The 19,634-nt window shown below is 61.8% G+C and carries 17 protein-coding genes; 10 read left to right on the forward strand and 7 right to left on the reverse strand.

The genetic code is table 11. The features are described 5' to 3' along the window. Positions 1 to 304: 304 nt before the first annotated feature. Both G7Y51_RS09630 and G7Y51_RS09635 read right to left on the reverse strand, forming a co-directional pair. On the reverse strand, positions 305 to 748 hold the full coding sequence (locus tag G7Y51_RS09630) for a hypothetical protein (RefSeq protein WP_165176928.1): 444 nt from the start codon (positions 746 to 748) through the stop codon (positions 305 to 307). Continuing rightward, positions 741 to 899 (reverse strand): hypothetical protein, encoded by a 159-nt coding sequence (locus G7Y51_RS09635; protein ID WP_206214304.1) that lies wholly within the window; start codon positions 897 to 899, stop codon positions 741 to 743. Before G7Y51_RS09635 ends, G7Y51_RS09630 begins: the two co-directional genes overlap by 8 nt. A gap of 551 nt (positions 900 to 1,450) precedes the next feature. On the opposite strand from G7Y51_RS09635, the gene nth reads away from it, so the two are divergent. From nth to G7Y51_RS09650, 3 genes are all read left to right on the forward strand, one after another. Next, positions 1,451 to 2,176 (forward strand): endonuclease III, encoded by a 726-nt coding sequence (nth, locus tag G7Y51_RS09640; protein WP_165176932.1) that lies wholly within the window; start codon positions 1,451 to 1,453, stop codon positions 2,174 to 2,176. A 130-nt stretch (positions 2,177 to 2,306) separates the two neighbouring features. Further along, complete coding sequence (locus tag G7Y51_RS09645; protein WP_165072314.1) at positions 2,307 to 3,260, forward strand: chemotaxis protein; 954 nt, start codon at positions 2,307 to 2,309, stop codon at positions 3,258 to 3,260. Between the two features lie 152 nt (positions 3,261 to 3,412). Continuing rightward, on the forward strand, positions 3,413 to 4,204 hold the full coding sequence (locus tag G7Y51_RS09650; protein ID WP_165176934.1) for a flagellar biosynthetic protein FliR: 792 nt from the start codon (positions 3,413 to 3,415) through the stop codon (positions 4,202 to 4,204). Positions 4,205 to 4,319: 115 nt separating this feature from the next. Here G7Y51_RS09650 and gltX read toward each other — a convergent pair whose 3' ends face one another. Next, on the reverse strand, positions 4,320 to 5,711 hold the full coding sequence (gltX, locus tag G7Y51_RS09655) for a glutamate--tRNA ligase (RefSeq protein WP_165176936.1): 1,392 nt from the start codon (positions 5,709 to 5,711) through the stop codon (positions 4,320 to 4,322). Between the two features lie 366 nt (positions 5,712 to 6,077). On the opposite strand from gltX, the gene argB reads away from it, so the two are divergent. Continuing rightward, a complete protein-coding gene (gene argB, locus G7Y51_RS09660; protein WP_165176938.1) occupies positions 6,078 to 6,854 on the forward strand; it encodes an acetylglutamate kinase in 777 nt (258 codons plus the stop codon). A gap of 68 nt (positions 6,855 to 6,922) precedes the next feature. On the opposite strand, the gene G7Y51_RS09665 is transcribed toward argB, so the two are convergent. The 3 genes from G7Y51_RS09665 to zraS all read right to left on the reverse strand — a co-directional run bounded on the left by G7Y51_RS09665 (position 6,923) and on the right by zraS (position 10,868). Next, positions 6,923 to 7,546, reverse strand: coding sequence for an HD domain-containing protein (locus G7Y51_RS09665; protein ID WP_165176940.1), 624 nt, complete (start codon positions 7,544 to 7,546; stop codon positions 6,923 to 6,925). Positions 7,547 to 7,870: 324 nt separating this feature from the next. Next, positions 7,871 to 9,238: a sigma-54 dependent transcriptional regulator gene (locus G7Y51_RS09670; RefSeq protein ID WP_165176942.1), complete on the reverse strand. Its 1,368-nt coding sequence runs from the start codon at positions 9,236 to 9,238 to the stop codon at positions 7,871 to 7,873. A gap of 94 nt (positions 9,239 to 9,332) precedes the next feature. Beyond that, entirely contained in the window at positions 9,333 to 10,868 is a 1,536-nt protein-coding gene (gene zraS, locus G7Y51_RS09675) for a two-component system sensor histidine kinase ZraS (RefSeq protein ID WP_165176944.1), read from the reverse strand. Between the two features lie 345 nt (positions 10,869 to 11,213). Here zraS and G7Y51_RS09680 point away from each other — a divergent pair, with 345 nt between their 5' ends. Continuing rightward, on the forward strand, positions 11,214 to 11,627 hold the full coding sequence (locus tag G7Y51_RS09680; protein ID WP_241160200.1) for a zinc resistance protein: 414 nt from the start codon (positions 11,214 to 11,216) through the stop codon (positions 11,625 to 11,627). A gap of 658 nt (positions 11,628 to 12,285) precedes the next feature. Next, positions 12,286 to 12,831, forward strand: coding sequence for a periplasmic heavy metal sensor (locus tag G7Y51_RS09685; RefSeq protein WP_165176948.1), 546 nt, complete (start codon positions 12,286 to 12,288; stop codon positions 12,829 to 12,831). Positions 12,832 to 13,071: 240 nt separating this feature from the next. Here the strand turns inward: G7Y51_RS09685 and G7Y51_RS09690 are convergent, their stop codons facing one another. Continuing rightward, the gene (locus G7Y51_RS09690) at positions 13,072 to 14,202 is read right to left on the reverse strand and encodes a radical SAM protein (protein ID WP_165176950.1); all 1,131 of its coding nucleotides are present in this window, start codon (positions 14,200 to 14,202) and stop codon (positions 13,072 to 13,074) included. A 251-nt stretch (positions 14,203 to 14,453) separates the two neighbouring features. On the opposite strand from G7Y51_RS09690, the gene G7Y51_RS09695 reads away from it, so the two are divergent. The 4 genes from G7Y51_RS09695 to G7Y51_RS09710 all read left to right on the forward strand — a co-directional run bounded on the left by G7Y51_RS09695 (position 14,454) and on the right by G7Y51_RS09710 (position 19,370). Next, positions 14,454 to 14,741, forward strand: coding sequence for an integration host factor subunit alpha (locus G7Y51_RS09695; protein ID WP_165065921.1), 288 nt, complete (start codon positions 14,454 to 14,456; stop codon positions 14,739 to 14,741). Between the two features lie 200 nt (positions 14,742 to 14,941). Next, complete coding sequence (locus G7Y51_RS09700; RefSeq protein WP_165176952.1) at positions 14,942 to 16,501, forward strand: MBOAT family protein; 1,560 nt, start codon at positions 14,942 to 14,944, stop codon at positions 16,499 to 16,501. A 185-nt stretch (positions 16,502 to 16,686) separates the two neighbouring features. Next, positions 16,687 to 17,907 carry a hypothetical protein gene (locus G7Y51_RS09705; RefSeq protein ID WP_165176954.1) on the forward strand — a complete coding sequence of 407 codons (1,221 nt, stop codon included), beginning with the start codon at positions 16,687 to 16,689 and terminating at the stop codon, positions 17,905 to 17,907. Between the two features lie 23 nt (positions 17,908 to 17,930). Beyond that, on the forward strand, positions 17,931 to 19,370 hold the full coding sequence (locus G7Y51_RS09710; protein WP_165176956.1) for a tetratricopeptide repeat protein: 1,440 nt from the start codon (positions 17,931 to 17,933) through the stop codon (positions 19,368 to 19,370). Positions 19,371 to 19,634: the final 264 nt, after the last annotated feature.

Consider the following 19,634-nt stretch of genomic DNA (forward strand, 5'->3'; position numbering starts at 1 on the left):
AAAGCAAAAACATGTGATGAACTGTATAAATCCATTGGAAAAGCATTAAGTTGTATCACACAAAAAGACGCTGAAGGATGGTTTAAATCCTGTGGATATGTAAAAAGTTAAAAGCAAAATGCTCTAGCTAAACGCTCTGGCAGGGCGAAGCCATGCCCGCCACGAGCGTCAGCCGCTGGCGGCTGTGCCGCCTTACGGATGACGACAGCAGAAAGAGGCGCAGGCGAAATTTACTTGCGCCGTTAAGCGCCGGAGCGAGCGTTTTAAAAGCAATATGCTCTAAGGTACGGGGTGGCGTTGGCGGTCAGTTGTCGCACATGAGCAGCTCAAAGGAGGTCATTGAGCTGTGGGGCGAGTGGGAATGATAGCGGAAGCTCGTTACCCAGTCCCTCAATATCCGAGAATGGAGCTGCACCTCCTTATCCTTTGAGCAATCATCCTTATAGCAGTTGCAGATCGCAAGGCCAATTCGCAAGGCCGCCAGCTCGTTGACCAGACGAAAATAATTTTTCGATGAGGGGGCGATGCTGAGCGGCTTCAACTTGCGGAGCCAAAAGGCGACCTGGCCGGCAACCTTGGCGACATTTGGCCGGTCAAACCCCAAATTGTCCAAGCTCTCCTTTATACGCTGTTCGGCCTCCAGGACTATGGCTTCATCAAGGATGAGCTCGACTGAGTAAGTGGTAGAGATTTTTTCTGCTACATCCTTCAGGATTGGTTGCCATTTTATATTGCCATATTCAGCCACGATCCTTACCCCGCAGATAGGCCCCGGAGGCCATGAGCAGATTGTCGAGCTCCGCCATCTCGGGGCGGCTTTCGATTTCATGCAGGCTTTCTAGGATCCCGTCCGTGGTCAGGTTGCATCCGTGATTGGGCTGAAATTCAGTATCAGGCACGCCTTCCTGTCTTTCCCATCGAGAGGCTTCAATTATCGTAACGCCCATATCCCCTCCACTGGTATGGCGTGGTCGCTTTCCCGTAAACACACGAGCCCGGCAACCACCTTTCGGGCAGTCATATATGATAAGGCAGGTGCTGGCGGTACGCAAGGAATAATATAGGAAGTCCTCGGAGCGGAGTTTACGGACTCCATAATGAGAGAAATGCACAGATTTTGGAGAAGTCAAGGGTCATATTTTTGGGCGGGGCAGCAGGATGGCAGGAAAAGCTGTATCACCGTGGAGTAGTGATACGGAGTGCGCTAACCCGTTGTCATATCAGCTCTAGCTCAAGGACTTAAAATCCCTCGCTCTTCGAGTATGTCGGTTCGAGTCCGACTCCGGGCACCAGGAAAGAATCCCAGAGCACCCCGTAAGGACTGGAACGCCTTACGGGGCTTTGCTTTTCTTCGATTTGTCAGAGCGTTTTGCTCATGAAACCAGGGTCAGCCCTGCCCAAGTCCACGGCCTGCCTTGCGGGCTTGCGCCGCCTGTGGCATAGCTTGCACATGAATACCGCTGACTCCCGCCCGGCGCGGGCGCAAAAAACGCTTGCCGCGTTGCAGGCGCGCTATCCCCGGCCCGAAACCCATCTCAACTCCCGTAACGCCTGGGAATTGCTGGTAGCCACGGTGCTGGCCGCCCAATGCACCGACGCCCGGGTCAACACCATCACGCCCGAACTTTTCCGGCGCTGGCCCGGACCGGCCGAACTGGCCGAAGCCCCGCAGGAGGAGCTGGAAAGCGTGATCCACGCCGCGGGATTTTTCCGCAGCAAGGCCAGGAATCTTCTGGCCGCGGCCCGCCGCGTGCGGGATGTCTACAAGGGCGAGGTGCCCGACACGCTGGAGCAGCTGATCACGCTGGGGGGCGTGGCCCGCAAAACCGCGAACGTGGTTTTGTTCGGCGCTTTTGGCGTCAACCAGGGCCTGGCAGTGGACACGCACGTCAAACGCATCAGTTACCGCCTGGGCCTTACGGAGCAGACGGATCCGGTGGCCGTGGAGCAGGAGCTCATGGCGCTTTTCCCGCAGGAGGAATGGGGCAACGTGAATCACCGCATGGTCTGGTTCGGCAGAGATGTCTGCCACGCCCGCAAGCCCCTTTGCGGTCACTGCGAGATGGCGGACTTTTGCCCGCGCCTTGAGCCGCCCAAAGGATCCGGCCCGCGGGCTGCCGCGGCGGGCCGCAGGCCCGGCGGCCGCAACGGCGCGGCGCGCGCCCGGAAAGCCTGAACCCGGTACGGGTCATTGTGGAAGATATTTTCGGCCGCGCCTTAAGAAAAACGGCTTGCCGCCGATGAACTAACACAGAGTATTCACGCCGACCCGGCCGCAACAGCAGCGGCACAGGATGAGGAAAGCCATGAGCCAGAACAGCTTGCTCAACGTCAATAACAATGAGCTTGAAATCATTGAGTTTCTCATTGACGAAAAATTGCCGGACGGCAACGTCTACAGCGGGCATTACGGCATCAATGTGGCCAAGGTGCTGGAAATCATCCGTCTGCCCACGGTCACCAGCGTGCCCAGCAAGCACGACGCCTCGGTGCTCGGCACCTTCAATCTGCGCGGCAAGGTGCTGCCCATTTTGAATCTGGCCGCCTGGCTGGGCAAGGAGATGGCCTCAGACGAAAACAACAAGGTCATTGTCACGGAGTTCAGCGGCGTGCAGGCGGCTTTTCTGGTTTCCACGGTGACCAGCATCCACCGGATGACCTGGGATCGCATCGAGCCGCCCAACAAATATGTGCAGACCTACTCGCGCGAGAGCATCACGGGCGTGGTGCGCATCCAGGATCGGGTGCTTTTCATCCTGGACATGGAAAAGATCCTGGCCAGCATGGACAGCTCCCTGGACATGTCGCAGGTGGAGGTTGACACCACGCCGGTGGAAGGCGCGGGCGAATTTCACCTGCTGGTGGCCGACGACTCAAGCTCCCTGCGCCACATCATCAAATCCTCCCTGGAAAAATCCGGCTTTCAGGTCACAGCCGTGGCCAGCGGCCGGGAAGCCTGGGAATTTCTGACGAAAGCGCGCGACGAAGCCCAGAACAGACAACAGGATCTCACGGATCTGGTGCATCTGGTCATTTCCGACATTGAGATGCCGGAAATGGACGGGCACGAGTTGACGGCCAAAATCCGCGAGAATCCGGGCACCCACAAGCTCCCGGTCATTCTTTTCTCTTCCCTGATCACGGATGCCCTGCGCGACAAGGGCGTCAAGGTCGGCGCGGACAGGCAGGTTTCCAAACCGGATCTGCCGGGCCTGAATAAAATCATTCGCGAGCTCATTGCCGAAAAGTTGCACAAATAGCGCAACGCGCCGCTTCACGGCGCGCCCACGGGCCGCGCAACAGCTGGCCGCCGCGTTGCATGGCCCGCGACAGAGCGCGGCAGCGCCCGACTGGTTTCGGACCTCCCGCCCGGTTTTCGCAGTCTGGCAACCTTTTTGCATCCGCTTGCGGCATGGATGTCTTCAACTATGATCCGGCGGCCGTGCTGAGCCTGCTGCTCACCATCATGCGGGTGAGCATCGTCATGTTCATGCTGCCGGTCTTTTCCACCAACAACATCCCCATTCCGGTCAAAGCCGCGGTGACCATTGTCTTTTCCCTGGGCGTGTGGCCGCATCTGGCGCTTCCCGGCGCGGCCATGCCCGCCCATCCCTTTGACCTGGCCCTGATGCTGCTCGGCGAGGTGGTGCTCGGCCTGGTGCTCGGCATGGCCGTCAATTTTCTGTTCATGGGCATTCAGGCGGGCGGCGAGCTGCTGGGCTTTCAGATGGGCTTTACCATGATCAACTTCGCGGACCCGCTCACCGGCAACCAGACCGGGGCCACGGCCTTTTTTCTCTGGATGGTCTCCCTGCTGACCTTTCTGGCCCTGGACGGGCATCTTTACATGATCAAGGGCTTTGCCGCCTCTTTTGCCCTGGTGCCGCCCGGCGGCCTGTTCATCGGCGATACCCTGCTGCGGCAGGTCCTGCATCTGGCGGCCGGGATGTTCGTGCTGGCCCTGAAAATCGCCGCGCCGGTCATGGTGGCCCTGTTCATGGTGGAAGTGGCTCTGGCCCTTGTGGCCCGCACTTCGCCGCAGATTCACATCATGGAATTCGGCTTCCCGATCAAAATCGGGGTGGGCTTTTTCTTTGTGGGCCTCTTGCTGGTGATCATGTCCGATCATGTGGAAGAGTTCATCAGCGGCATGGACGGCCTGTTCGCCAATCTGCTGCGGGCCATGAGCCCGTTGTACAACTAGAGCATTTTGCTAATGAAAGTAGCAAAACGCTCTGGCGGGAGGTTTTCTTCATACAAAAAGCGCAGACAGGGAACTTCCCGCCTGCGCGCGCAATGGGCCCTGAAAAGGCGCGGCGTCAGCCAGCGGCGCGCTCCAGGCGCGCCAGGGTTTCTTCCCGGCCCAGAAAGGCCATGATCTCGTTGAGATGCGAGCCGCCCATGAAGCTCATCAGGGCGGTGCGCAGCGGCGGAGCCACTTCCTTGAATTTCAGGCCGTTGTCCGCCACATAGGCGTTGAGCGCGGCTTCCAGGCTTTGGGCCGTGAACGGCTCGCAGGCCTTGAATATCCCGGCCAGGGCGCGCAGATGGGCCTTGCCCTGATCCGTAAAATGCCTGGCCGCGTCCTTTTCCGCATAGACCAGTTGGGCGGCGGGCACGAGCAGAGGCCGGAAGCTTTGGGCCAGGGTCTTGAGATTGTTGGCCCGCTCGCGGAACATGACGCACAAGGCCTCAAGCCTGTCCTGAGAAATATCGCCGTAGCCCTCTTCCGCCGCAAAAGGCCTGACCAGGGCGGCCAGTTCGGGCAGGGGCAGCTCGCGCATGAAATGGGCGTTGCACCACTCCAGCTTGGCCGGATCAAAGGCCGCGGCCGCGGGGTTGAGGTTCGCGCCGTCAAAATACCGCACCAGTTCTTCCAGGCTGAACAGCTCCTGATTGCCGTGGGACCAGCCGAGCCGCACCAGATAGCTGACCAGGGCCTGCGGCAGCAGGCCGTCCTTCTGATACTCAATGACCGCGCGCGCGCCGTGGCGTTTGGAAAGCTTCTGGCGATCCGGCCCCAGAATCATGGGCACATGACCGAAACGCGGCACAGGCAGGCCCAGGGCCTCATAGATCAGGATCTGGCGCGGGGTGTTGGAAACGTGATCGTCGCCGCGGATCACATGGCTGATGCCCATTTCGTGATCATCCACCACCACGGCCATATTATAGGTGGGCATGCCGTCGGCCCGGCGGATGACCATATCATCCAGTTCGCCCACGTCCACGGCGATTTTTCCCTTGACCATGTCGTCAAAAACCACCTTGCCCGCCAGCGGAGCCTTGAGGCGCACGCAACGGCCCGGACCAGGGCCGAGATCGCGCGTGCGACACAGCCCGTTGTAGCGCGGCTTCAGGCCCTTTTGCCGGGCCTCCTCGCGCATGGCCTCCACTTCCTCGGCCGAACAGGAGCACCAATAGGCATGGCCTGTTTGCAGCAGCTTGTCCACATAGCTGTTGTACAGATCCGTGCGTTGCGTCTGATAGGCGGGCTCGCCGTCCCAGTCCAGGCCCAGCCAGCGCATGGAAGCCAGGATGGAATCCGTGTATTCCTGTTTGGAGCGCAGCAGATCCGTATCCTCAATGCGCAGGTGAAAACGGCCCTTGTAGTGGCGCGCCAAAAGCCAGCAAAAGATGGCGGTGCGCGCGCCGCCGATGTGCAGATGCCCGGTGGGGCTGGGCGCGAAACGGGTGACGACGTTTGGCATGATTTTTCCTTATCCGAGGTTGGCGAAGCGGAGCGGACGGCTTCACGGGCAGGACCAGAAAGCGCGACGCCTTTCCAAAAGAGGCGCGAGCCGCATGCGCCCAGGACGTTTCAGGGCATTTTCACATGCTTGCCGAAATGCGATCAGGCCGCGCCTCTGACGCGATCTGATCGCGGCGGCGGCAAGGGTTTGGGAGCCAATGCCAAAAGGCTATAGGGCACAACGCAACATTTGGCAAGGCCGGGCAGCCTGCGCAGCGCGTCGCCCGGAAATGGATCCCTCAGTCACGCCGCGGGCTTGCCTCAACAGGCCGCCAATGCTAGGAAAAACAGGTCAGCGCACCGATCCGCGCACAGGAGGAACGCAATGCCCACAGTGGTCATCAAATATGGCGGTCACGCCATGGACAAGCCCGAACTGAGCGAGGCCTTTGCCGCGGATCTTGCCCGGCTTGCAGCGCAGGGCATGCGCCTGGTCGTGGTGCATGGCGGCGGCCCGCAAATCAACGCCCTGCTTGACCGCCTGCATATTGAAAGCCGCTTTGTGGACGGCCTGCGCGTCACGGACGCGGCCTGCATGCAGGCCGTGGAAATGGTGCTCTGCGGCCAGGCCAACAAGGCCGTGGTCAGCGCTTTCGCGCAGCGCGGCGTGCGCGCGGCGGGCATTTCCGGGCGGGACGGCAATCTGCTGCGGGCGCGGCGTAAACATCCGGCCCTGGGCCTGGTGGGGGAGGTGGACGCCGTGGATCCCTCCCTGCCCCGTTGCCTTCTGGACGGCGGTTTTGTGCCGGTGATCGCGCCCGTGGCTTCGGGCCCTGAGGGGGAGGCGCTGAACATCAACGCCGACACCGCGGCCGGAGCCCTGGCCGGCGCCCTGGCAGCCGACTATTTTGTGCTGATTTCCGACGTGCCCGGCGTGCTGGACGCGCAAGGCAGGCTGATTCCCGGCCTGAACCGCGCGGAAATCACCCGGCTCATGGAGCAGGGCGTGATCAGCGGCGGGATGATCCCCAAGGTGGAGGCCTGCCTCAACGCCCTGGACGCGGGCTGCGGCCGCGCGCTGATTCTGGACGGCCGCGCCCGTTCAAGCCTGCGGCGCTATCTGCTGGATGACGCGCCTCTGGGCACGGTGGTCGTGCGCTGAAGCAGACACAGGCCCCGGCAGCTCCCTGGAGCATTTTGCTTTTGAAACGCTCGCGCCTGCGGGCCGGATCAGGATTCCTCCTCGTCGCGGCCGCGGTTGATCCACCAGTTTCCATCCACATGTCCGTACCACCAGCGATTGTGATCCGTGCGCAGGACGACGTCGGCCAGATCTTTCGCCCAGGGGCTGCGCAGGCGTTTGAGGGCGCTCTTCAGCCATTCCCCGGCAAAGGCGTTGCCTTTGTCCAGCTCGGCTTTGAGATTGCAGATCAAATCCAGTTGATCCGCATCATGGGCCAGCGCGGCTTCCGGGCTTTGTCCCTGGTCCAGTTCATCCCAGAAGCCCAGCACCTCGCCCGCCAGGCCGGTGCCCGCCACGGCGTCCTGCAGGGCTTCGCGGGCCCGGCACTGATTGTAGCGGTGGTTGACGTAATTGAAATCGCCGGTGCGGGCCTCATGCAAATCATGGAACAGGCACAAAAAAGTGACCCGCGCCGGATCGAGCCCGGCCAGCCGCGCCAGCACATAGCCGATGACGGCGGTGCGGTAGGAATGCTCGGCTACATTTTCCCTGCCCGTGCCCAGAAAGGCGTAGCCACTGCGCGGCGTGTGCCGCAACATTCCAACTTCATTAAAAAAATCCGCAAGGCGGGCAAGCTGTTCTTGCGGCAGATGCCGTTTTTTTTCAGACATGGCGAACTTCCAGAGCATATTTTTTTGAAACGCTCGCTCCGGCGCTTCACGGCGAAAGTAAATTTCGCCTGCGCCTATCTCTGCTGTCGTCATCCGTAAGGCGGCACAGCCGCCAACGGCTGACGCGCGCGGCGGGCATGGCTTCGCCCTGCCAGAGCGTTTAGCTAATTTCATTAGCAAAACGCTCCAATGCCGACGCTGCGGCCATTGCGCGTCCGGCTTTTTCACAGGTTGATCAGGCCGGAATACACGCTTTGCGCTGCCCTTGCGCCGTCCGGGCGGCAGGGCTGTCTTGATACTGCCCGGCCGCGGAAGACGCAACCTTCATTCCAGGCCGTATTTGCGCAATTTGTTGTGCAGAGTGGCCCGCGTGATGCCCAGACGGCGGGCTGCCTCGCTTTTGTTGTCTCCGACCTGCCGCAGTGTTTCCTCAATGCATTTGCGTTCCACGATGTCCAACGGCAAACCGGCCAGCGAAGCCTCGCCCCCGGGCGCGGCGTGCGCTTCTTCCGGGGCCGTGGCCCCGGCAATGCCGGCCGGCAGTTCCGGGCCAAGAATCAAATCGCCGGTGCAGAGGATCACTGCCCGTTCCACGGCGTTTTCCAACTCGCGCACATTGCCCGGCCAGGAATAACGCAGCAGGCTGTCCAGCGCCTGCGGCGCGAAACCCTTGATGCTTTTGCGGTTGCGCTCCGCAAAGCGCTCCAGAAAATGCGCGGCCAGCAAAGGGATGTCTTCGGCCCGTTCGCGCAGGGGAGGCACGTCGATGCTGATCACATTGAGCCGGAAAAACAAATCCTCGCGAAAGCGTTTTTGCGCCACTTCCCGGCGCAAGTCGCGGTTGGTGGCGGCCAGCACGCGCACGTCCACGAGCATGGGCGCGTCGGAGCCCACCCGCTGGATCTCGCCCTGCTGCAGGGCGCGCAAGAGCTTGGCCTGAAGCGAGAGGGGCATTTCACCGATTTCATCCAGAAAGAGCGTGCCGCCGTCCGCTTGCATGAAGCGGCCTTCGCGGCGGCGATCCGCGCCGGTAAAAGAGCCTTTTTCATGGCCGAAGAGCTCGGATTCCAGCAGATTTTCGGCCAGAGCCGCGCAGTTGACCGTCACCAGGGGTTTGTGAGCCCGGTTGCCGGCCTCGTGCAGGGCGCGGGCCACCAGTTCCTTGCCTGTGCCCGACTCGCCGGTGATCAGCACTGTGGCTTCCGTGGGCGCGACCGTGCTGATGATCTGCAACATCTCGCTGATGGCCCGGCTGCGCCCCAGAATGCCGGGGCCGGCCGCCGCGTCCGTGAGCTGACGGCGCAGCTCGCGGTTTTCAACGCTGAGGCGGGAATGTTCAATCGCCTGTTCCAGCGTGTGCCTGAGCGCCTCAAAGTCCAGCGGCTTGACCAGATAATCATACGCGCCAAGCCGCAAGGCCTCCACCGCGGTTTCCACCGAGGAATACGCCGTCATCAGCACCACAGGCAGCGCGGGATTGTATTCCAGAATACCCCTGAGCGCGTGGATGCCGTCCATGCGCGCCATGCGCACGTCCGTGAGCACGGCGTCAAAGGCTTTTTCGCGCACCAGGGCCACGGCTTCGTCGCCGTCCGAGGCCTCGTCCACCGCATAGCCCCATGAGCGCAACATGATCTTGAGCATGCCGCGGTGGGCATCGTCGTCATCGACCACTAAAACAGTGTTGCTCACTCGTCTCTCCTTCGCGGCGGGCAGCAAAACGCCGCGCGGCCGCGCTTCCCAACGTGTCCGCCTTTACCGCGCATATCCGGCAGGCCCGAAACGTTCAGCGCCGTTCTTTTGCTCTGTCGCGGCGGCGTTGCGGCAATGCAGCCGCAGCGGCCGGAGCCTGCGGCAGCCAGAGCCGGAAGATCGTCTCCCCCTGCCCGCCTGGCGGCGCGGTGCGCGAATAAACATGCATCTCCCCGTTATGGGCCGTCACGATTTTATGTACCATGGCCAGCCCCAAGCCGGTGCCCTGGCCCTTGGTGGTAAAATAGGGATCAAAGATATGCGGCAACTGGCTGGCTTCGATGCCCTTGCCGCTGTCCCGCACCATAAGGCAAACCCGCTTGCGGGATCTGGCAATGGCCAGGGTCAGCCGCCCGCCCCCGGGCATGGCGTCCAGGGCGTTCAGGCACAGATTGAGCAGGGCCTGGCCCAGACGTTCGGAATCAACCAGGGCATTGGGCACCCGCCGGGCCGTTCTGTACTCCAGGCGTACATTGCGTTTCTCCGCATCCTGGCGGATCAGGCGCATGACATGCGCCACCACATTCTCAAGACAGGTAGGCCGCGGGGAAACGTCGCTCGGCCGCGACAGGCCGATGAGATCCGTTACCACCCGGTTCAGGCGATCCACCTCGCGCACCATGACCGTCGCGGCCTCGCGATCTTCGCTGCCCTCCGGAAAACGCTGGCCGAAATACGTTGCATAGCCCTTGATGGAGCTTAAGGGATTGCGGATCTCATGCGCCACGCCCGCGGCCAGATTGCCCACGGCCGCCAGTTTTTCCTTGCGGCGCACTTCTTCCTCCAGGCGTCGAACCTTGCCCTCGGCCATGTGCTGCCGCTGGCGCGACTCGCGGGCGTGCTGCGCATAATAAAGAGCCAGCAGGCAGGCCAGGCCCACCAGCAGGGTCACCGCAGCCAGGATGGCCACATAGTCGCGGTTCTGGCTGCGGGTGATTTCAAAGGGCGAGACATCCAGACCCAGAAAAATGATCGGCAGGGGAAAAAGCCGGGGCATGTCGCGCAGGCCGGGAGTAAAGTAACGGTAGACCACAAAGGCCCGTTGCCCCTCCATATTCATGATTCCCCAATGTGCGGGCATGCCCGGCTCAAGCTCATACATGCGCGCTTCGTCCACCTCCCGCCCCTCCAGATCCAGGATTTCCCCCAGCCGGACGCGTTTGCTGTGGGCCACGATGGTGCCGTCGGGCATGGTCACGGCCACGAAATGGATATCCGGGCTGGAGGCCATTTCTTCCAGCAGAACCTGCAGGCGCACCCCTGCCTCGCTACGCATGCCCGAACGCAAAATGCTTTCAAAAGCCATGATCAGCGAAGAGCCTTTTTCCGCCAGCAGGCGGGCCATGGCCGCCTCGCTGCGCTCAATGGAGATGAAGGCCAGCAGGCTGATCATCAGGGCCAGCACCACGGCGGCGGCGCCCAACAAGCCCCCCAGGGGAGTGCGCACGACGCCCACGCGCATGTCCAGCGCCGTGGGCGGAATATCCGCGGCCCTGCCGTCCGCGGTATTTCCTGCGATCGGAGCAGATGCCTGGGGCGCAGCCTGCGCGTCAGCTTGTTCGGAACTCATGCCGTGAGTATACAAGGTGCCGCAAAAAAACCAAAACCGTTTTTTCCAGGCCGCACGCGCTGAAAAAACGTCGCCGGATTTCGCCAGAGCGGTTGGCTCATTTCATGAGCAAAACGTTCTAGCACGTTTTTTGCAAGAAAATCTCTAGACTTTCACGATCCTGGTTGCGCTTTTCTTGAGCTTGCCTCTTGCAAAGCGTCTTGCTATGTAAAAAAAATTACAATCACAGCCGCGAAAATCATAGCCCGCGAGCCGCTTCAAGTACTCGCGATACCAAAGGTTTGCCTTATGCTAAAAGGGTACTTATCGCTATGCCTTTTGCTGACATTCTGTCTGGCGCAGCCTGTGGCGGCGGGTCACGCCGGTCCCGATCCCGTGGGACACGACGGCCATATGAAGCACCGCTACAGGCCCGATATCCGCGATCTGGACGAGTGGATGCAGCGCCTCTCGCCTGTGCAGCAAGCCAGGGCCAAATCCATATTGGCGGAGGCCCGCCCCCGCATCAGGGCGCTGCGCAGACGCATTCAGAATAAAATGGTCGAGTTGGAAAGCCTCAATTATGATCGGGCAACCTCCCCGGAAACCTTGCCCCGCCTGGGCAGGGAGCTGCAACTGCTGCGCGACGAGCTTCGCGCGGAGCTCCTGTATATGGATGACCGCATGCTCCGGGAAGTGGGCGTCTCCCTCGGGCCGCCCGTCACGCGGGGCTGCCGGATGGGCCACACCCGCCTGCCGGACCTGGAAGAAGAGGAATAGAGCATTTTCACTTTGAAAATGCTCTGCTGACGCGAAAGCGGCAGCCGCCGCAACGCGGCGTACATTCAGGCGAAAACCGCGCTTTTCGCCTGAATGCCACCTTTGACTTTCATAAAAAGTCAAAGGTAATCTGCTCTAGACCGGCTCCTTTATTGTAGTTCATGATAGCAACACCCCGCGTCAGCGGGGTTTTTTGCGCCCTTTGCCCGTCATGGCCCGCGGGAAGCTCTGCCGCCTGCCGGGATATGGCGCAAAGAAGAATGTTCCCCAGTCCCGCAGGTTGACAACACGGCACGTTGCGGCCAGGCTTTTTCTGCCCGATCACGAGTCGGGAAAAAGCGTGCGCGCGCCTCGCAGCGCAAGGGAAGATCCCTCACGGCAAAGGCCGTTGCAGGAGGCGCAACCGGACCTGTGCGAAATGTATCCACTTGTACAAATTTTATACAGATGTGCTTGTCTGACTGTATAAAAAACATACGCTGCCTGTTGCGGCCCACTTTATTGGCAAAAACATAAACATCATTGAATAGTAATAGGTTACACGTTAGCACAGGTTTTGGCACGCGCCTTGCTTTATGCGAGGCAAGACGCACGGAATGCACCGGCGTCAGAGGAAGACGGAAATACACTGACTGTTTGGACACCAAGGAGAGTACGCATGAAAAGCCCTCGTTTCATTCTGACCGCGTTGCTGGCCGCCGCTCTTACCGGAGGCGTACTGACAGCCACGGACAGCATGGCCCGGCCCCACTTTACTGATCCCGGCTACGGCTGCTACGGCTGCCCCGGCGGATACGGCCCCGGCTATGGATGGAACGGCAACTCCGGCCTGACGTCCGAACAGCAGGAGAAATATACAAAGATTGTGCAAGACTACGCCAGGCGCATGGAGCCCATTCAGGATCAGATTTTTGTGAAGCGGCAGGAACTTCGCGCCCTGCGGAACGCCACCAATCCTGATGTGAAGACTGTGCGCGAAACCGCCACCGAGTTGACGAAACTCAACAAGCAATTGGGCGACCTGCACGATGAAATGGCCCAGCGAATCGAAAAAGAAGTGGGCAGGCCCGCCGGCGCCGGAGCCAACTCCGGTAACTACGGCCCCGGTTACCACCACGGAATGGGTTGTGGATACGGGATGGGCTATGGACACCGCATGGGCTATGGCATGGGTTACGGCCAGGGAATGATGGATAATAACTAATCAACCGTTACCCGGCCTATCAACTTAGCAATCCGCCGACGGGCGGTCGACATATACGGACAAAAAAAAATTTCCGTGCCGCTCTCAGCCCCCCATCGGGAGCGGCACGGTTCCCCCCCCCTGAAAACCTCCTCCTTTGAACAGAACCCTCTAACCATCGGAACATCCTCCCTCTCAACGACCGCCGGTTGCCCCCGGCGGTCGTTTCCTTATCTAGAGCATTTTCTCTTTGAAAATGCTCTAAACATCCCTTCTTTTCTGCAACGTGAGCTCCCCGCGCTCTTTCGGCGCGGTTGTGCGCCAGAGACGCAGCTCCTGCCTGTCCGCGTAGGACACGTTCGACGGCGTAAGGCCGAGGGTGGCCCAGGCCGGGCGCAGCTCGCCCCTGTTGCCCCAGAAATGGCCCTGACACGCGCGCGGCGCTTCCAGACGGCTCAGAAGTTCTCCGCGTGCCGCCTCGCGCACAGCCGCCAGCAGTGCCCGGCCCATGATCCGCGCGCCCAGGGCAGGATCCAGGGGCCCGGCCAGCACGGCGCGGGCCAGTTCCGGCTCAGGGGCAAGCCCCATGCGGATTACCGGCCTGTGCGCCGCCCGCGCTGCCAGCCAGCCGCGCGCCAGACTTTCCAGCGTGGTGTCAAGGCTCCAGGGCTGGTAGCCGCCGCCGCGCCAGATCCGGGCCAGCTCCGTGCCCTCAAGAACCAGACAGGGATAAAAACGCAGCATGTCAGCCCCAACGCCAAGGGCGCGGCTCACATCCGCCAGAAAGATCGCCGGGCTGACGCCGGGCATGCCCGGCAGCAACTGCACGCCAAGGCGCAGGCCCGCAGCCTTGACCCGGCCGCAGGCTTCAGCCGCCGCAGCGCCGTCATAGCCGCGCCGGCACGCCGCAAGCGCCGCGTCCGCGAAGCTCTGCACGCCGAGTTCCACGGTTTCGCAGCCCGCGGCGCGCAGACGCGCCAAAACCCCGCCGGCCACGCAATCGGGTCGCGTGGAACAGCGAAAAGCGCCGATCCGCCCTTGTGCAAGCATCTCCGCGGCAAATGCAAGGCAGGCGTCCTGCTCCTTGTCGGGCATGGCCGTGAATGTGCCGCCGTAAAAGGCCAGTTCCGCCGGAGGCAGGGCACGCGCCGCGCGGGCGCGCAACTGCTCGCCGGTTTTTGTCAGAATATGGGTCAGGGACGGCGCAGGCCGTCCGCATCGCCCGGCGGATTGTCCGGCAAGGCCGGTCTGGACGTCCTGCGCGCAGAAGATGCAGCGCGCGGCGCATCCCCGAAAAGGCAGGAAAACAGGAATGATCGACCGCGAGCGCGCTTGCCGCGGCCAGGGCAGAACCCATGCAGGCATGTGGGAGGGCGTGGGCGTGAAAGACATGGACTGCTCCGGCTGAAGAACAAACCCGCACCTGCGGCCCGGTTGCCGGATCCGCAAAAAACGGCCAACGCGGCGCAGCGGCGCAACCAAGAAAAACCTTGCTCCGTCCAGGAGTTGCGTGTATTTATAAAAGAAACTGCCAACTCTGTGAAGCAGATGCGCTTTCCCATGCGGATGCCGGATGTGCCGCAGGCGGTTCACAGCCGAAAACGCCGCCGGGGCGTTGTCTGCAAGCGTCGGAGAAACTCGTTATGAAAAAAACGTTGACCAAAGCCGATATTGTGGAGGCCATTTACGAAGAGACGGACAAAAACCGCGTGGATGTGAAAAACGTGGTGGAAAAGCTTCTGGAGATTATGAAGACCGCCATCAAAAAGGATCGGTCCCTGCTGATCAGCGGCTTCGGCAAATTTGAATGCTATGACAAATCCTCCCGCAGAGGGCGCAATCCGCAGACCGATGAAGCCATCACCCTGCCGCCGCGCAAAGTCATGGTCTTCCGGCTGTCGCGCAAATTTCGCTCCGAGCTCAATCCCTAGAGCCGTTTTGCTTTGAGTTTATCGCTTTACGGCGGGCAAAGCCCGCCGCGCGCGTCAGCCGTTGGCGGCTGTGCCGCCTTACGGATGAGGACAGCCGCGCCATAGTGCTCCGCCGGAAGAAAAGACAAACTTCGACGCGGCCCGCGGGCAAAAGAACGTAGCGTCAACACGCCTGGAACGCTGCGGGCCGGGAGTCGCGCATGCTGTTCAATTCCTATCCTTTCCTGTTCTGCTTTCTGCCTTTGCTGCTGCTGGCCTGGCGGCTGGCTGGGGGCACTTGGCGGCCGGCGCTGATTCTGCTGATTTTCTCAATTGTCTTTTACGGCTTGTGGGGCGCTGGTTTTCTGCTTTTGCTGGCCGCGCTGATCGCCATGAATTACACCTTCGGTCTGGCGCTGGCCGCGCCCGACAACGCTTTTGCAGTCCCCCCGCAAGCTGGCGGCCAAATCTCCGGCACGCCAGTGTCTCGCAGGCGCATCAGCCGCAAAGGCTTGCTGGTTCTGGCGGTAGGTCTTAATCTGCTGCCTTTGATCTGGTTCAAATATTCCTGGTTTCTGGTTCAAAACGCGGCCCCGCTCTTTGGCGCGCACTGGGAATTCCTGCCCCCGGAACTGCCGCCGGGTATTTCTTTCTACACCTTTATCCAGATCGCCTGGCTGGCGGATGTGTACCGCCGCCGTTTCGTTCCGGCCGGGCTTTCGCGCCACGCGCTCTTTTCCGCCTGCTTCCCCTATGTCCTTTCCGGGCCCATTGTCCGCTATGAGCAGGTGGGCCCGCAGTTTGACGCGCTTGCCGGCCTTACGGCCGAAAATCTTGCGCGCGGTTTCAGCCTGTTCAGCCTGGGCCTTGCCAAAAAGGTGCTGCTGGCCGATGGCATTGCGCCCTATGCCGACGCGGTTTTCAATGCCGCTGAAAAAGCCTTTCCCCTGAGCGGCGCCGAAGCCTGGCTCGGTTCATTCTGCTATACCTTTCAACTTTACTTCGATTTTTCAGGCTATACGGACATGGCCCTGGGGCTGGGGCTCATGCTGGGCCTGCGCCTGCCGGAAAACTTCAATTCGCCGTATAAATCCACAGGCATCGTGGACTTCTGGCGGCGCTGGCACATCACGCTCAGCGCCTGGCTGCGCGACTTTCTGTATATTCCCCTGGGCGGCAACCGGGCCGGGCGGCTCATGCAGTACCGCAACCTTTTTCTGACCATGCTGATTGGCGGGGCCTGGCATGGCGCGGGCTGGACCTTTCTGATCTGGGGCGCATTGCACGGCCTGATGCTGTGCGTAAACCACTTTTTCCGCGCGCGCATCAAGGGCTCGCCCGCGGAAAACATTCTGGCCGCCGCGCCGCTGCGCCTGCTGTCCATTGCCTTCACCTTTCTGTGCATCAATTTCTGCTGGGTGGTCTTCCGCGCCGTGAGCCCGGACGGCGCGCTGCGCGTGTATGCGGCCATGTTCACGGGCCCCTTTGGCGCGGCGGAGGCGTCCACGCAGGGTCTGAGCGGCATGGCGGCCTTTCTGGCCGCGCTGCTGCCCAACAGTTATTTTCCGGGCTGGCAGCCCTTTGCCCTGCTGGCGATCTGCGCCGTGCTGGTCTGGGCTTTTCCCAACAGCCGCGAAATCCTGCGCGGGCGGCCGGATGGCTCGCTGCCCTGGCTTGCCTGGCGCACCACCGGCCTTTGGGCCACGGGCCTGGCTGCGCTCGCCTTTCTTTCGCTGATTCTGGTTTCACGGCAGTCAAGCTTTTTATATTTTCAGTTCTAGAGCGGTTTGCTCATGAAATGAGCTAAACCGCTCTGGCGACAGCGTTAGCTGGCGCCCGCGCCGAATGAGCGTCCAGACCGCGTTCTGGACGCGAAATGATGGCAGCGAAGTGATTGAAAATGAATATTTTCAATCAAAAAATCCTCTAACCGCAGAGACTGCCCCTAACGCCACTGGAAGCCGCCATGTCCCGAATCCTGACCAGCGCCGCCTATCTCAGACGCTATTTCAAAACCCTGCTGCAACTGGGGCTGCTGGGGCTGCTGGCAGTACTGCCCTATACCTGGTGGTGGCTGCATCAAAGCGGCGACGTGGCCGTGGAGCGCGTTGTGGAGGCCCAGGCCAAAGGGGATTTCGCCCTGTTCGGATCGGGCGTTTCCCAGGATTTCGTGGACTACAAGCTGCGCCTCTACGCGGCCGTGAAACCCGATATCACGGCCATAGGCTCCTCGCGGGTCATGCAATTCCGGGCGGCCTGCTTTCGCAAATCCTTCCTGAACATGGGCGGGGTGGCGGGCAATCTGGCGGTGCTGCGCTCCACCATTGACGCCATGCTGCGCATCCACAAGCCCGATGCGGTCATCCTGGGCCTGGATTTCTGGTGGTTTCTGCCCCAGTGGGAGGCCAGACCCTTTGAGGAAGTGCCGCCCACCACCGGCTCTTACAATTATGGTTGGGCAACCTTGAAAAAACCCTGGACCTGGCTGCTGGAGGGCAAGATTTCCCCCGCCGGGCTGGCCGCGCCCTTTTTGCCGGAGTCCGCCGGCGGCTTCCGCGCCGGGCGCTACGGAATCATGGCCCAGCAGACCGACGACGGCTTCGGCCCGGACGGCTCCTGGTATCACAGCGCGCAAATCAGCGGCCAGCAGCGTCCCCCGGACTATCAATTTCAGGACACGCTCAAACGTGTCCGCCACGGCTTACCCCCCTTTTACCGGGCCAGGCCGGATCAGCAGGGCCCCGACGCGGAACATCTGGACGCCTTTGCCGAGATCTGGTGCCGCCTCAGGGCCCGCGGCATTCAGACCTTTGTTTTCATCGCGCCTCTTTCCGAACGCGTGCTCGCGGCCATGCGGGAGCACCCGGAAGACTATCCCCACCTTTTCAGCCTGCGCCAGGCCCTTCTGGCGCGCGGCATCGACGTGCTGGACTTTACGGATCCGCGCGCCTTCGCTTCCGGCGACTGCGAGTTCATCGACGGCTTTCACGGCGGCGAAGTGACCTATGCCCGGATTCTGCGCGACATGGCCGACCGCTGGCCGGCCCTGCTTTCCTATGTGAACATGGAACGGCTGAACGCCGCGATACGGGACTGGAAAGGCCATGCCGCAGTGCGTGACCCGCGCGTCACGGCCTTGCCGGAAACGGATTTCATGCAGTTCAACTGCCCCAAACGACACCCCTGATATAAGGAGTGCAAAGCGCCGTCATGTCCATTGCCTTTTCCGTTTTGCCGCGCCGCGTATCCGGGCCGTCCTTGTTTCTGCTCCTGACGGTCGCCCTGCTGCTGTGCGGCGCGCCTTCGGGGCTCACAGCCTTGGCCGCCCATGCCGGGCAGGCCGCCCAGGCCGCGCAGAAGGCCCTTGCGCCGGGCGCGCCCGCCCCCGGGGCCGCAACGCCTGCACAAAAAAACGCTGCCACTGATCAGGCAGGGTCAAATGCCGCTCCGGCGGCCACGACGCGGCCTCCGTCAGACCGCCGCACGCCCGCTGTTCCAGGCAGCAGACGCGCGACACCTCACGGCGCGGCAGGGAAAAACGCGCTTCCCTCCGGAGCCTCCACAGGGCAGCAGTCTGACTCCCCCGCGCAGGGAGCCGCCCGGACCGGCGCGGAGCCGGACGCGGCGGCCGAAGCTCCGGCCGCGCCGCTGCCCCAGGGCCCGGCCGGGGAAGCAATCCGGGCGTATGCCCGGGGCGATTTTCTCAAAGCGCGGGACATCTGGCAAAAGCTGGCCGAAGCCGGGGACGGCCAGGCCATGAACAATCTCGGCGTGCTCTACGATCAGGCCCAGGGCGTTGAGCCGGATGCTGGCCGCGCCCTGCACTGGTTCGCGCTTTCGGCCAAGGCCGGGCATCCATCGGGAATGAGCAATTACGGCCGCATGCTGGAGCAAGGCCGGGGCATTGCTGCGGATCCGCAGGAAGCGGCCCGCTGGTTTGATCTGGCGGCCCGCAAAGGCCAGCCCGAGGCCCAGTACAATCTGGGCCTGCTCTATGAGCAGGGCCGGGGCGTCGCGCAGAGCGATCAGGCGGCCGCGGCCTGGTACAGCCGGGCCGCAGCCCAGCAGCAGACCGAAGCCCTGGCCCGGCTCGGCCATCTGTACCGCACGGGCCGGGGCGTGGCCCGAAACGCCGGGCGCGCCACCCTGCTGCTCTATGCCGCGGCCATGAACGGTCAGGCCCAGGCCATGAAAGAACTGGAGGAGATGGCCAGGGAAGGCCCGGCCCGGCCGCGGGCCGTGCTTTTTGGCCGGGAGCTCGACAATGTTGACCGCGCGACCCTGCGCGCCACGCTGAAAACAGCCGGTCTGCCCGCAAGCCGGGAGGATGACGCTTTTATTTGCGATCTGTACGACGCGCGCCGCCTGATACCCGGAGCAAGCCAGATGGCCGCCTGCTACGGGCCGGGCGCGCCTGCGCCCCTGGGCTTTGTGAAAATCGACTATCCGGCTTCGGACAAAGCCACGGCCGAGCGCATCCTGCGCATGGTCGAAGAGCGTTTCGGGCCGCCTTCAGCCGGAGAAGGGGACGACGCCCGCCTCTGGAACCTGGGGTCCGTGGTGGTGGCCACCCAATACGCGCCCACCCACAGGCGGATGAGCCTGATGTACATGATCCCGCGCGTGTATCATCTGACCCGCCGCAAGTGAGCCGCGCCCCCCACATGCCGGGGCTGGACAGTCAATCGCTCTCAGAAAATGGTAGACATGAGTTTGGCGTTCTTTGCCAGGTTCAGGGTCAATGGAAGTATTAATGAACTTTTATCACTCCTAAAGTGAACTCTTGATATAAGGCGCACTTTGACTGGCATTTTGACTTTCCTGCCTTTGTTTGCTAACAGGCGACACGGCGCGATGCCGGCAAGCATATTCTGGACACCGTTCCGGGGCAGGGCTGGGATACCTGGGGCACAG

The organism is Desulfovibrio sp. ZJ369 (genome assembly GCF_011039085.1).
Taxonomy (GTDB): domain Bacteria; phylum Desulfobacterota; class Desulfovibrionia; order Desulfovibrionales; family Desulfovibrionaceae; genus Desulfovibrio.